This window comes from Streptomyces sp. IMTB 2501 (assembly GCF_001953885.1).
Lineage (GTDB): Bacteria > Actinomycetota > Actinomycetes > Streptomycetales > Streptomycetaceae > Streptomyces.
In genome coordinates this window covers 236399-249063 of sequence record NZ_MQUS01000006.1, presented here as the reverse complement: position 1 = coordinate 249063, position 12665 = coordinate 236399, and the positions used below count along the sequence as shown (strand labels likewise).

The following is a 12665-nucleotide window of genomic DNA, read 5'->3' as shown; positions in this document are numbered from 1 at the left end:
ACGACGGTGGGCTCCTTCCTATCCTCGCTCGCATGGTGGACGAGGGCCTGCCACGCCGGGCACGCCCGGTAGGCTGATCAGCGGGCCGTGACTGGCGCGCTGGGATGGGACGGACCATCGGGGAGCGGCCCGAGTGTGATGTGTGCCGTGCGCCTGGGCCGAACGTGAATGCTTGTACGCACGCCGTCCGGAGGTCCTCATGCCAGAGCAGCAACCCCTCTCCACCGAGTCCACCGCCTTCCGCGCCGCCCTCGACGTCATCCGCACCGTCGAACCGCGCATCGCCGACGCCATCGGTCAGGAGGTCGCCGACCAGCGCGAGATGCTCAAGCTGATCGCCTCCGAGAACTACGCCTCCCCGGCGACCTTGCTGGCGATGGGCAACTGGTTCAGCGACAAGTACGCCGAGGGGACCATCGGCCGCCGCTTCTACGCCGGCTGCCGCAACGTCGACACCGTGGAGACGCTGGCCGCCGAGCACGCCCGCGAGCTGTTCGGCGCCCGCCACGCCTACGTCCAGCCGCACTCCGGCATCGACGCCAACCTCGTCGCCTTCTGGGCCGTCCTCGCCGGCCGGGTCGAGGCCCCCTTCCTGGAGAAGGCCGGCGCCCGCCAGGTCAACGACCTCTCCGAGGCCGACTGGGCCGAGCTGCGCCAGGCCTTCGGCAACCAGCGCATGCTCGGCATGTCCCTGGACGCCGGCGGCCACCTCACCCACGGCTTCCGCCCGAACATCTCCGGCAAGATGTTCGACCAGCGCTCCTACGGCACCGACCCGGCCACCGGCCTCGTCGACTACGACGCCCTGCGCGCCCAGGCCCGCGAGTTCAAGCCGCTGATCATCATCGCCGGCTACTCGGCCTACCCCAGGCTGCTGAACTTCCGGATCATGCGCGAGATCGCCGACGAGGCCGGCGCGACCCTGATGGTCGACATGGCCCACTTCGCGGGCCTCGTCGCAGGAAAGGTCTTCACCGGCGACTTCGACCCGGTCCCGCACGCCCAGATCGTCACCACCACCACCCACAAGTCGCTGCGCGGCCCGCGCGGCGGCATGGTCCTGTGCGACGACTCCCTCAAGGACCAGGTCGACCGCGGCTGCCCGATGGTGCTCGGCGGTCCGCTGCCGCACATCATGGCCGCCAAGGCCGTCGCCCTCGCCGAAGCGCGGCAGCCCGCCTTCCAGGACTACGCCCAGCGCATCGTCGACAACTCCCGCGCCCTGGCCGAAGGCCTCATGCGGCGTGGCGCCACCCTGGTGACCGGCGGCACGGACAACCACCTCAGCCTGATCGACGTCGCCACCTCCTACGGACTCACCGGCCGGCAGGCCGAGGCCGCCCTGCTGGACTCCGGCATCGTCACCAACCGCAACGCCATCCCGGCCGACCCCAACGGCGCCTGGTACACCTCCGGCATCCGCATCGGCACCCCGGCCCTGACCACCCGTGGCCTGGGCGCCGCCGAGATGGACGAGGTGGCCGGCCTCATCGACCGCGTCCTCACCACCACCGAGCCGGGCACGACGAAGTCGGGCGCCCCGAGCAAGGCCGCCCACGTCCTGGACGAGAAGATCGCGGACGAGATCTCCCACCGGGCGACCGACCTGGTAGCGGGCTTCCCGCTGTACCCGGAAATCGACCTGGGCTGATAGACACCCTGCGGGGCAGCACGCCAGGGCGCGGGGCCGCATCCATATGCGGCTCCGCCGCGGGGCGCGACCAGCCACGACGGGTCCGCGGTCCCCCACGCACCGGAACCCACCCCCCACCTCACGGGCCAATCCCACCCTCAGCCGATGAGAGAATGGGCAACATGGCCTCCGCTGACCGACCTCGCGTGCTCTCCGGCATCCAGCCCACCGCCGGCTCGTTCCACCTCGGCAACTACCTCGGCGCCGTCCGCCAGTGGGTGGCCCTGCAGGAGTCCCACGACGCGTTCTACATGGTCGTCGACCTGCACGCGATCACGGTCCCGCAGGACCCCGAGGAGCTGCGGTCCAACACCCGGCTCGCCGCGGCCCAGCTGCTGGCCGCCGGCCTGGACCCGGACCGCTGCACGCTCTTCGTCCAGAGCCATGTCCCCGAGCACGCCCAGCTCGCGTGGATCATGAACTGCCTCACCGGCTTCGGCGAGGCGAGCCGTATGACCCAGTTCAAGGACAAGTCCGCCAAGCAGGGCGCCGACCGCGCCTCGGTCGGCCTGTTCACGTACCCGATCCTCCAGGTCGCCGACATCCTGCTGTACCAGGCGAACGAGGTGCCGGTCGGCGAGGACCAGCGCCAGCACATCGAGCTGACCCGTGACCTGGCCGAGCGCTTCAACGGACGCTTCGGCCAGACGTTCACGATCCCGTCGCCGTACATCCTCAAGGAGACGGCGAAGATCTACGACCTGCAGGAACCGTCGATCAAGATGAGCAAGTCGGCGTCCACGCCGAAGGGCCTGATCAACCTGCTCGACGAGCCGAAGACCACCGCCAAGAAGGTCAAGAGCGCCGTCACCGACACCGACACCGTGATCCGCTACGACGCGGTGGACAAGCCCGGCGTGTCGAACCTCCTCACCATCTACTCCACGCTCACCGGCAAGTCGATCGCCGAGCTGGAGCGGGACTACGAGGGCAAGATGTACGGCGCCCTCAAGACCGACCTGGCCGAGATCATGGTCGATTTCGTGACGCCGTTCCGCGAGCGCACCCAGCAGTACCTGGACGACTCCGAGACGCTCGACGCGATCCTCGCCAAGGGCGCGGAGAAGGCGCGCGCGGTCGCCGCGGAGACGCTCGCGCAGGCCTACGACCGCGTCGGCTTCCTGCCGGCGAAGCACTGAGCCGCACGCACCGGCGCTGAGGCGCACGGCCGTACACACGTCCGAGTGGGCAGAGCGCTGCACATCACTTCCGTTGCGCCTGCCCACAGGACATCCATGGCCGTACAGTCGGTAGCCGACGGCCCGGGCGAGACGGCCGAGAAGACGACGGACGCGACGACAGGAGAAGACGTGGGGACCGTAACGATCGGCGTGTCGATCGCGGTCCCGGAGCCTCACGGCAGCCTGCTCCAGGAGCGGCGCGCGGGCTTCGGCGACCCCGCGGCTCACGGCATCCCCACGCATGTCACGCTGCTGCCGCCGACCGAGGTCGAGGAGGCGGAGCTGCCGGCCGTCGAGGCGTATCTGACCGAGGTCGCCGGGGCCGGCCGGCCGTTCCCGATGCGGCTGTCGGGCACCGGCACGTTCCGTCCCCTGTCGCCGGTGGTCTACGTCCGTGTCGTCCAGGGCGCCGAGGACTGCGCCTGGCTGCAGCAGCGGGTGCGGGACGCGTCCGGGCCGCTGGCGCGCGAGCTGCAGTTCCCGTACCACCCGCACGTCACCGTCGCGCACGGCATCGACGAGGCGTCGATGGACCGCGCCTTCGCCGAGCTGGCCGGCTTCGACGCGCAGTGGCCGTGCACCGGCTTCGCGCTCTACGAACAGGGCGCCGACCTGATCTGGCGCAAGCTGCGGGAGTACGCGTTCGGGGTATCGGTGGTGCCGCCACAACCGGGCCACGCGGACGTCGGACGCGGGACGATCGCGAGCCGATAGCCCCCTACAGCGGCAGCCTGCGGAACAGCGTCCGCGGGATGTGCCTTAGCACCGTCATCACCAGACGGAGCGTGCCCGGTACCCACACCGCTTCCGAGCGGCGGCGCAGGCCCAGTTCGATGGCCGTGGCGACCGCCTCCGGGGTGGTGGCGAGCGGGATCCGGTCCCGGCCGGCCATCGCCGTCGTACGGACGTGTCCGGGGCGTACGACCATCACCTGCACGCCGGTGCCGTGCAGGGCGTCGCCGAGGCCCTGGGCGAAGGCGTCGAGGCCGGCCTTGCTGGAGCCGTAGATGAAGTCGGCGCGGCGGGCCCGCTCGCCGGCCACGGAGGACAGGACCACGAGAAAGCCGTGCCCCTGGGACTGCAGGGCGCGGGCGGCGACCAGGGTCGCGCTGACGGCGCCGGTGTAGTTGGTCTGGGCGACCCGGACGGCGCGTACCGGGTCGCGCTCGTCGTGGGCCTGGTCGCCGAGGATGCCGAAGGCGAGCAGCACCAGGTCGATGTCGCCCTCGGCGAACACCTTGCCGAGGACGCTCTCGTGGGACTCGGGGTCGAGGGCGTCGAAGGCGACGGTGCGGGTGTCCGCGCCGAGTGTGCGCAGATGCTCGGCGGCCTGGTCCAGGGCCGGCGAGGGGCGGCCCGCCAGCCACACCGTGCGCGCGCCGCGAGCGATCAGCCGGCGGGTGGTGGCCAGCGCGATCTCGGACGTGCCGCCGAGGACGAGCAGGGACTGGGGAAGACCGAAGGCGGCTGAGGATGCAGGCATGTCGGTGACCGTATCGTCCTGATATGAGTGGTTAGTTACTGAACATTCGCCCGCTCCACACAATGGGTGATTAGTGGGATGTCATACGAGCGTGCCGTCGGGGGCAGGAACGGATCATGGACTGGCTGAAGAGACTTCCCGGCATCGGGCCGCTCGTCGCCTGGCTGATGGAGACGCACGCGTGGCACTCCTACGAACGGCTGGACCGGGTGAAGTGGGCGCGACTGGCCGCGGCGATGACGTTCATCAGCTTCGTGGCGCTGTTCCCGCTGCTGACCCTGGTCGCCGCCGTCAGCGCCGCCGCGCTCAGCCCGGCCCGGCAGAAGACGGTGGAGCTCAAGATCGCCGAGCAGTTCCCCGGCGTCGTCTCCACCCAGCTGGACCTCACCTCGCTCGTCCACAACGCCGGCACCGTCGGCGTCATCGCGGGCGCCCTGCTGCTGTTCACCGGCATCGGCTGGGTCGGTCAGATGCGGGACTGTCTGCGCGCGGTGTGGGAGCTGCCGGACCAGCAGCAGAACCCGTTGGTGGCCAAGGCCAAGGACGCCGGCGTCCTCCTCGGCCTCGGCGGGGCCCTGCTCGTCACGCTCGCCGCGTCCACGTTCGCCTCGGCCGCCGTCGGCCTGGTCTCGCGTCATCTCGGCCTGGCCGCGTACGGCTGGGGCAGTGTGCTGCTGCGGATCGCCGCGTTCGCCGTCGCCGTGCTCGCCGACTTCCTGGTCCTGCTCTACGTCCTGACCCTGCTGCCCGGGGTCGAGCCGCCGCGCCGCCTCCTGGTGGTGGCCGCACTGCTCGGCGCGGTCGGCTTCGAACTGCTCAAGCTGCTGCTCAGCGGCTATATCCAGGGGATCGCCGCGAAGAGCATGTACGGCGCGTTCGGCGTCCCCGTCGCACTGCTGCTGTGGATCAACTTCACCGCGAAACTGGTCCTGTTCTGCGCCGCCTGGACGGCGACGCAGAACGGCGGGAACGGCCTCAGGGGCGCGGCCGACGGCGCATCAGATCCGGCAGCGGCCAGCGGCGATTGATCAGGAACGCCGCGCCCGCGAGCAGCACCAGCACCCCGCCCGCGATGGCCGCGGCGATGCCGACGCCGCCCGACCCGGTGGTGTCACCGGCCACCGGCCTGGAACCGGACCCGTGGGTCCCCGCGGACTGACCGGCAGAGGCGCTGGGGCTCGGCAGGGCGCTCTTCGGCGGCACCAGCTCGCCCACCGGATTGACCTTGCCGGCCGCCGAGAAGCCCCAGTCGAACAGCTTGGCCGTCTCCTTGTAGACCTCGTTGTGCTCGTGCTTCTCCGGATTCATCACCGTGACCAGCAGCACCCTGCCGTTCCGCTCGGCGACACCGGTGAACGTGGCGCCCGCGTTGGTGGTGTTGCCGTTCTTCACGCCCGCGATGCCCTGGTAGACGGGCACGTCGGCGTCACCGCTCAGCAGCCGGTTGGTGTTGCGGATCTCGTTGTCCCCGAACTTGGCGTGGACGGTCGAGCAGTAGTCGCGGAAGTCCTTCTTCTGCAGCCCGGAGCGGGCGATCAGGGTCAGGTCGTACGCCGACGACAGCTGCCCCGGTTCGTCGTAGCCGTCGGGCGAGATCACATGGGTGTCCCGCGCCTGGAGTTCGTCGGCATGGTTCTGCATGTCCTTGACGGTCTGCTCGACGCCGTCGTTCATCGCGGACAGCACGTGCACGGCGTCGTTGCCGGAGCGCAGGAAGACGCCGAGCCACAGGTCGTGGACGTTGTAGGTGCGGCCCTCCTTTATCCCGACCACGCTGGAGCCCTCGCCCATGCCCGCGAGGTCGGACGGCGCCACCTTGTGCTCCATGGTCTTCGGGAACCGGGGCAGCAGGGTGTCCGCGAACAGCATCTTCAGCGTGCTCGCGGGCGGCAGCTGCCAGTGCGCGTTGTGCGCGGCGAGCACGTCGCCGGACTCGGCGTCGGTGACGATCCAGGAGCGAGCGGTGACGTCCTTGGGGATGACGGGCACACCCGGGGCGAGATTGACCTGGGTGCCGGGCTGCCCGAGCCGTTCGCCACCCACGGTCGACATACGGACCGGGGGTGTGGCCGTGGCCCCCGTCGAGGGGGTCGGGGCGGCGAGCGCGGCGGGCGCGGTGGCGGACAGGGACAGCAGTGTGGCGGAGGTGACCAGCAGGGATCGCCGGCGGGTCTGCTTCGGTGCGGGCACGGTCGAGAACGTACCCGTCGCAGACCGTGAAGTCCCGTCTTCGACCCCACCCCCGACACGGAACCGGACACGGTACGGCGATACTGGCCCCATGAAGCTCAGCCGCCCCGTCTCCTGGTTCCTGCTCGCCTTCGGGGTGTGGAGCTGGGTCATCTGGGTCACTTTCGTCAAGAATCTCGTCAAGGACAGCAGCGGGCTCGCCTTCGACCGCGGTCACCCGACCGCGTACTTCTGGGTCCACCTGCTGCTGGCGGTCGTTTCCTTCGTATTGGGGACGGTCATCGGGGGCATCGGGTTGCGCGGACTGCGCGCACTGCGCCGGACGTCATAGAGACGCGAACCCCTCCCACGCCGTGCGGGGAACCGCTCCCACGCCTGTGAAGGCGCTGTGAAACCCGGCGGAAACAGCGCCTCGGTAAGTTCTTGCACATCTGGTTCAGAAAGCCCTTCCCCCGGCTGAAACAGGTGTGATTAGGTGAGCCGCGCCACTAGGGGAGTGGCGAAACAGTGCTGGCCAGGGGTAGGGCCTTCGAAGGGGCCTGGGGAGGGCACCACCATGCGATCTCTTCGCATGCGCATTCTCGTGACGCTGCTCGTAGTCGCGGTCGTGGGAATCGGCGGCTGGCAGCTGCTGCCGTCGCAGGAGGACAAGAACAAGACCATCACGGTCGGTACGACGGACGCCGTCACGGACCTCGACCCGGCCGGTGCCTACGACGCCGGTTCCTGGGCGCTGTTCAGCAACGTCTTCCAGTCGCTGCTGACGTTCGAGCCGGGCGGTGTCGCGCCGGTACCGGACGCCGCGAAGAGCTGTGCCTTCCAGGGCAGCGGTCTGCGGACCTACCAGTGCACACTGCGCTCCGGGATCACCTTCCCGAGCGGGCGCGCGATGACGGCCGAGGACGTGAAGTACTCCTTCGACCGGGTCAAGAAGATCAACTCCGATGTGGGGCCCGCGTCGCTGTTCGCCACGCTCGCCTCGGTGACCGCCGACAACGCGACGACCGTCACCTTCCATCTGTCGTCCTCGGACGCCACCTTCCCGCTGAAGGTCGCCACCGGTGCCGGGTCGATCGTGGACAAGGACACCTACCCGGCGGGCTCCCTGCGCACCGGCACCGCCGTCGACGGCACCGGCCCGTACACGCTGACGTCGTACACCAAGGACCAGCAGGCCGAACTCGCCCCGAACAAGCGCTACCAGGGCTATCTCGGCGGCATCGGCCGCCCGATCGAGCTGCGCTACTACACCGACTCCGCGAAGCTCGACAGCGCCTGGAAGGACCAGCAGATCGACGTCGCCACCCGGACCCTGTCGCCGGGTGTGCTGTCCCAGCTGAACCCGAGCGACCCCAAGCAGCGCGTCACCGAGTCCGACAGCGCCGAGACCCGCAACCTGTACCTCAACACCCGCGCGAGTTCCCCGCTGCACGACGTGCGGGTGCGCCGCGCGCTGGCCTGGCTGGTCAACCGCGAGGAGCTGGCCGCGACGGTCTACCAGGGCACGGTCAACCCGCTGTACTCGCTGATCCCGACCGGCATCACCGGCCACACCACCTCGTTCTTCGACAGCTACCCGACGCAGCGCCTCAGCAAGGCCCGCGCGCTGCTCACCGAGGCCGGGGTGAGCCTGCCGGTGCGCTTCACCTTCGGCTACGGCATCGGCCGGGGCGCGGGCAAGGAGGAGGCCGCGGCGCTGAAGCAGCAGCTGGAGGCGGGCGGCCTGTTCAAGGTGGACGTCCAGGGGTACGAGTGGACCGACTTCCAGAAGCGCTGGGCCGCGGGGAAGATGGACGCCTGGGCCGTCGGCTGGGTCGCCGACTATCCCGACCCGGACACCTTCGGCGCCGCGCTCGTCGGCACCGGCTCCACGATGAGCACCGGGTACAGCAACAAGCTGGTCGACCATCTCATCCTGGACAGCCAGCAGTACGCCGACCGCAGCCGGGCCGCGAACGACTTCAGGGGCATCCAGACGGACGTCGCCCAGGACGTCCCGCTGATCCCGCTGTGGCAGCGCAAGGAGTACGTGGTCAGCACCGAGGACGTGGGCGGCGGCCAGTACCTGGACGACGGCACGGGCGTCTTCCGCCTGTGGCGTCTGCAGTGGATCTGATCAGCCGGCCTGCTCGTCGGTCTTCTCTCCGCGCCCCTCGGTCTCCGTGGTCCTCCTGGTCCGCGGATCCGGCAGTGCCTTCGTCATGCCGGGCAGGAAGTCCGTGAACAGTTCATGGATCTCCAGGACCAGGGGGCGCAGAACGCGGAAGCGGGCGAGCGCCACGCCGCGGGCGGTCAGCCGGGCGCCGCGGCGGGCCAGGCGGTAGCTGCGTTCCCGGTCCTCCGTGCGGTCGAAGATCCAGTACAGGACCAGTCCCATCTGGGCGAGCCACATCAACTCCGGGAGAATGTCCCGCAGTTCGGGGGCGACCTTGGACTTGGAACCGGCCAGCACCTGCCGGTGGACGGCGATGGCCTGCTCGCGGGCGTGCTCGCTCTCCGGCGAGAACGGGCTGAGCGGGCTGTCGGGATCGGCGGCGTTCTTGAAGAACTGCACGGCGAACTCGTGGTAGGGGCGGGCGATGTCGAGCCAGACGGTCAGCACGCCCGCCAGCCGCGCCTCCAGGTCGGTCTCCCGGTCCAGCACCTCGCGGACCGCCGCCTGGTGCTCGGCGGCGATCCGGTCGTAGAAGCCCTGGATCAGGTGTTCCTTGCCCTCGAAGTAGTAGTAGGCGTTGCCGACGGAGACGCCCGCCTCCTTGGCGATGGCCCGCATCGTGGTCTTGTCGTACCCGCGCTCCTGGAACAACCGCATCGCGGTCTCCAGGATCAGCGCGCGGGTCTGCTCGGACTTGCTGCTGGGGGGACCGGCCGCCTCGGGACCGTGGTTGTTCGCGGGCACGCCACAGAGCCTAAGCGCTCCGCCGGGGGTGCCATGACGGGCCGTCGGTCGTCTGCGGGTCCGTCGTGGCCGGCCGAGCCCGCGCGGCGGAGCCGCACATCGATACAGCCCCGTGCCCCTTCGGGGCGCTGCCCGGTCCTCGTCAGCCCCTGCGGCCCAGCTCGCGGCGCTTGGTGTAGTCCGTGAAGCCGAGGATGTTGCCCCAGGGGTCGGCGAACTCCACCGTCCAGCCGGTGGCCTCCTGGAACACCTCGTCCAGCGGCGTGATGCCGGCGTCGGCCAGCTCCCGCGCCGCGGCCCGTGCGTCCGGCACCTCCAGCCAGATGTGCGGCGAGTGCCACGGCGGCATGCGGTGCCCGAGCGCCAGCTCGGCGCGCAGCAGGATCCCGGGTGTCTCCCCGCCGACCTTCAGCTGTGCGATCCCGGCCTCGTCGAACCGGAACCCCACGGTGAATCCGGCCCGCTCGTAGAATTCGAGGGCCTCGCCGAGGTCGCCGACGGGGAGCAGCACGTTGTCGAAACCGAGCAGTTCGTACGACTCATCGTCTGACATGTCGTCAGATTAGAACCGCTGGGCAGCGGAACCCGTCAACAGCGTGGCGAAACCCGGCAAAAACGCCCAAGGGGCCTGCTTCCGGAGGAGCGGAAGCAGGCCCCTTGGGGAGGACCGATGGAATCAGTGAAGATCCCGTGAAGATCAGTAACGCCGGGTGATCAGCGCGCGCTTCACTTCCTGGATCGCCTTGGTGACCTCGATACCGCGCGGGCAGGCGTCCGTGCAGTTGAAGGTCGTACGGCAACGCCACACGCCGTCACGGTCGTTGAGGATCTCCAGGCGCTGCTCGCCCGCCTCGTCGCGGCTGTCGAAGATGAAGCGGTGGGCGTTCACGATCGCGGCCGGACCGAAGTACTGGCCGTCGTTCCAGAACACCGGGCAGGAGGAGGTGCAGGCCGCGCAGAGGATGCACTTCGTCGTGTCGTCGAAGCGCTCACGGTCCTCGGCGGACTGCAGCCGCTCGCGGGTCGGCTCGTTCGTGTCCTTGGTGACCAGGAACGGCATGACGTCCCGGTACGCCTGGAAGAACGGCTCCATGTCCACGACCAGGTCCTTCAGGACCGTCAGGCCCTTGATGGGCTCGACCGTGATCGGCTTCTCGGGGTTGATGTCCTTGATCAGCGTCTTGCAGGCAAGGCGGTTCTTGCCGTTGATCCGCATAGCGTCCGAGCCGCAGATTCCGTGCGCGCACGAGCGGCGGAAGGTGAGGGTGCCGTCGACGTCCCACTTGATCTTGTGGAGGCCGTCGAGGACACGCTCCTTCGGGTCGATCTCCAGCTGGAAGTCTTCCCAGTCCGCCTCGGCGGAGACCTCCGGGTTGAACCGGCGGATCCGGAAGGTGACCGTGATCAGGTGCGAGGAGGCCGCGGCCTCCGCCTCCACCTTGTCCAGAACGGGGGTAGCCATCAGTACTTACGCTCCATCGGCTGGTAGCGGGTCTGGACGACCGGCTTGTAGTCGAGACGGATGGACTCGGCGCCGTCGTCGCCCACCTCGCGGTACGCCATGGTGTGGCGCATGAAGTTGACGTCGTCGCGGTTCGGGTAGTCCTCGCGGTAGTGACCGCCGCGGGACTCCTTGCGGGCCAGGGCGGAGACGGCCATGACCTCGGCCAGCTCAAGCAGGTTGCCCAGCTCGATGGCCTCCAGCAGGTCCGTGTTGAACCGCTTGCCCTTGTCCTGGATCGCCACGTTCTTGTAGCGCTCGCGCAGCTCGGCGATCTTCTCGACGGCCGTCTTGATCGTCTGCTCGGTGCGGAACACCATGACGTTGGCGTCCATGGTCTCCTGCAGCTCCTTGCGGAGCGTGGCCACCCGCTCGTTGCCGGTGAACTCGCGCAGCCGCTCGATCTGCTCGACGACGAGGGACTCCGGGTTCTCCGGCAGCTCGACGAAGTCCGCCGTGTGCGCGTACTCGGCGGCGGCGATGCCCGCGCGCCGGCCGAAGACGTTGATGTCCAGCAGCGAGTTGGTGCCCAGGCGGTTGGCGCCGTGCACCGACACACAGGCGACCTCACCGGCCGCGTACAGGCCCGGGACGACGGTGGTGTTGTCCGACAGGACCTCACCCTCGACGTTGGTCGGGATGCCGCCCATCGCGTAGTGCGCGGTCGGCTGGATCGGGATCGGGTCCGTGTACGGCTCGATACCGAGGTAGGTCCGCGCGAACTCGGTGATGTCCGGCAGCTTGGCGTCCAGCTGCTCCGGCGGCAGGTGGGTCAGGTCCAGGTAGACGTGGTCGCCCTCGGGACCACAGCCGCGGCCCTCGCGGATCTCCGTGTAGATGGAGCGGGAGACCACGTCACGGGACGCGAGGTCCTTCATGACCGGCGCGTACTTCTCCATGAAGCGCTCGCCGTCCTTGTTGCGGAGGATGCCGCCCTCACCGCGGGCGCCCTCCGTCAGCAGGATGCCCATGCGCCAGATGCCGGTCGGGTGGAACTGGAAGAACTCCATGTCCTCCAGCGGCAGACCGCGGCGGTAGCAGGCCGCCTGGCCGTCACCCGTCAGGGTGTGCGCGTTGGAGGTCACCTTGAAGAACTTGCCGGTGCCGCCGGAGGCGTAGATGACCGCCTTCGCCTGGAAGACGTGGATCTCACCGGTGGCCAGCTCGTAGGCGACCACACCGGCGGAGCGCTTGACCCCGTCGACCTCGGTGATCAGCTGGTCCAGGACGTAGAACTCGTTGAAGAACTCCACGCCCTCCTTGACGCAGTTCTGGTACAGCGTCTGGAGGATCATGTGGCCGGTGCGGTCCGCGGCGTAGCAGGACCGGCGGACCGGGGCCTCGCCGTGGTTGCGGGAGTGACCGCCGAAGCGGCGCTGGTCGATCGTCCCGTCGGGCGTCCGGTTGAACGGCAGGCCCATCTTCTCCAGGTCGAGGACGGCGTCGATGGCCTCCTTCGCCAGGATCTCGGCGGCGTCCTGGTCGACCAGGTAGTCACCGCCCTTGACCGTGTCGAAGGTGTGCCACTCCCAGTTGTCCTCCTCCACGTTGGCGAGCGCGGCGGCCATACCGCCCTGCGCGGCGCCCGTGTGGGAGCGGGTGGGGTAGAGCTTGGTCAGCACGGCGGTGCGGCTGCGCTTCGTCGACTCGATGGCCGCGCGCATGCCAGCGCCACCGGCGCCGACGATGACGGTGTCGTACTTGTGGATCTTCATGAT

At 69.3% G+C, this 12665-nt stretch carries 12 protein-coding genes and 1 riboswitch; of the genes, 6 read left to right on the top strand and 6 right to left on the bottom strand.

Translation table 11 applies throughout. The annotated features are described in order from the left end of the window. The first annotated feature begins 77 nt into the window (after positions 1–77). Positions 78–166, top strand: a riboswitch (ZMP/ZTP riboswitch). A gap of 33 nt (positions 167–199) precedes the next feature. From AV521_RS13310 to AV521_RS13300, 3 genes are all read left to right on the top strand, one after another. After that, complete coding sequence (locus tag AV521_RS13310; protein WP_076087850.1) at positions 200–1651, top strand: glycine hydroxymethyltransferase; 1452 nt, start codon at positions 200–202, stop codon at positions 1649–1651. Positions 1652–1815: 164 nt separating this feature from the next. After that, on the top strand, positions 1816–2832 hold the full coding sequence (trpS, locus tag AV521_RS13305) for a tryptophan--tRNA ligase (RefSeq protein WP_076088050.1): 1017 nt from the start codon (positions 1816–1818) through the stop codon (positions 2830–2832). A gap of 171 nt (positions 2833–3003) precedes the next feature. After that, entirely contained in the window at positions 3004–3588 is a 585-nt protein-coding gene (locus AV521_RS13300; RefSeq protein ID WP_076088048.1) for a 2'-5' RNA ligase family protein, read from the top strand. Between the two features lie 4 nt (positions 3589–3592). On the opposite strand, the gene AV521_RS13295 is transcribed toward AV521_RS13300, so the two are convergent. After that, complete coding sequence (locus AV521_RS13295) at positions 3593–4357, bottom strand: decaprenylphospho-beta-D-erythro-pentofuranosid-2-ulose 2-reductase (RefSeq protein ID WP_076087848.1); 765 nt, start codon at positions 4355–4357, stop codon at positions 3593–3595. 116 nt (positions 4358–4473) lie between these two features. Here AV521_RS13295 and AV521_RS13290 point away from each other — a divergent pair, with 116 nt between their 5' ends. Then, on the top strand, positions 4474–5385 hold the full coding sequence (locus AV521_RS13290; protein ID WP_076087846.1) for a YihY/virulence factor BrkB family protein: 912 nt from the start codon (positions 4474–4476) through the stop codon (positions 5383–5385). Here the strand turns inward: AV521_RS13290 and AV521_RS13285 are convergent. Continuing rightward, positions 5333–6547, bottom strand: a complete 1215-nt coding sequence (locus tag AV521_RS13285) for a D-alanyl-D-alanine carboxypeptidase family protein (RefSeq protein ID WP_371917028.1) — start codon at positions 6545–6547, stop codon at positions 5333–5335. The genes AV521_RS13290 and AV521_RS13285 overlap by 53 nt on opposite strands. Positions 6548–6638: 91 nt before the next feature. Between AV521_RS13285 and AV521_RS13280 the strand changes: the two genes are divergently transcribed. Both AV521_RS13280 and AV521_RS13275 read left to right on the top strand, forming a co-directional pair. Next, a complete protein-coding gene (locus AV521_RS13280) occupies positions 6639–6878 on the top strand; it encodes an SCO4848 family membrane protein (protein WP_076088046.1) in 240 nt (79 codons plus the stop codon). Positions 6879–7118: 240 nt separating this feature from the next. Continuing rightward, positions 7119–8663 (top strand): ABC transporter substrate-binding protein, encoded by a 1545-nt coding sequence (locus AV521_RS13275; RefSeq protein WP_079249235.1) that lies wholly within the window; start codon positions 7119–7121, stop codon positions 8661–8663. Here AV521_RS13275 and AV521_RS13270 read toward each other — a convergent pair whose 3' ends face one another. The 4 genes from AV521_RS13270 to sdhA all read right to left on the bottom strand — a co-directional run bounded on the left by AV521_RS13270 (position 8664) and on the right by sdhA (position 12662). Next, positions 8664–9446: a TetR/AcrR family transcriptional regulator gene (locus tag AV521_RS13270; RefSeq protein WP_076087841.1), complete on the bottom strand. Its 783-nt coding sequence runs from the start codon at positions 9444–9446 to the stop codon at positions 8664–8666. Positions 9447–9588: 142 nt separating this feature from the next. Then, a complete protein-coding gene (locus tag AV521_RS13265; protein WP_076087839.1) occupies positions 9589–9999 on the bottom strand; it encodes a VOC family protein in 411 nt (136 codons plus the stop codon). A gap of 144 nt (positions 10000–10143) precedes the next feature. Next, positions 10144–10908, bottom strand: coding sequence for a succinate dehydrogenase iron-sulfur subunit (locus AV521_RS13260; protein ID WP_076087837.1), 765 nt, complete (start codon positions 10906–10908; stop codon positions 10144–10146). Further along, the gene (gene sdhA / locus AV521_RS13255) at positions 10908–12662 is read right to left on the bottom strand and encodes a succinate dehydrogenase flavoprotein subunit (protein ID WP_076087835.1); all 1755 of its coding nucleotides are present in this window, start codon (positions 12660–12662) and stop codon (positions 10908–10910) included. The genes AV521_RS13260 and sdhA overlap by 1 nt, the downstream gene beginning before the upstream one ends. Positions 12663–12665: the final 3 nt, after the last annotated feature.

Excerpts from the sequence above, each read along its gene's own strand:
- AV521_RS13310 (WP_076087850.1), top strand. The coding sequence starts at position 200 with ATGCCAGAGCAGCAACCCCTCTCCACCGAGTCCACCGCCTTCCGCGCC.
- trpS (WP_076088050.1), top strand. The coding sequence starts at position 1,816 with ATGGCCTCCGCTGACCGACCTCGCGTGCTCTCCGGCATCCAGCCCACC.
- AV521_RS13295 (WP_076087848.1), bottom strand. The coding sequence starts at position 4,357 with ATGCCTGCATCCTCAGCCGCCTTCGGTCTTCCCCAGTCCCTGCTCGTC.
- AV521_RS13290 (WP_076087846.1), top strand. The coding sequence starts at position 4,474 with ATGGACTGGCTGAAGAGACTTCCCGGCATCGGGCCGCTCGTCGCCTGG.
- AV521_RS13280 (WP_076088046.1), top strand. The coding sequence starts at position 6,639 with ATGAAGCTCAGCCGCCCCGTCTCCTGGTTCCTGCTCGCCTTCGGGGTG.
- AV521_RS13275 (WP_079249235.1), top strand. The coding sequence starts at position 7,119 with ATGCGCATTCTCGTGACGCTGCTCGTAGTCGCGGTCGTGGGAATCGGC.
- AV521_RS13265 (WP_076087839.1), bottom strand. The coding sequence starts at position 9,999 with ATGTCAGACGATGAGTCGTACGAACTGCTCGGTTTCGACAACGTGCTG.
- AV521_RS13260 (WP_076087837.1), bottom strand. The coding sequence starts at position 10,908 with ATGGCTACCCCCGTTCTGGACAAGGTGGAGGCGGAGGCCGCGGCCTCC.
- sdhA (WP_076087835.1), bottom strand. The coding sequence starts at position 12,662 with ATGAAGATCCACAAGTACGACACCGTCATCGTCGGCGCCGGTGGCGCT.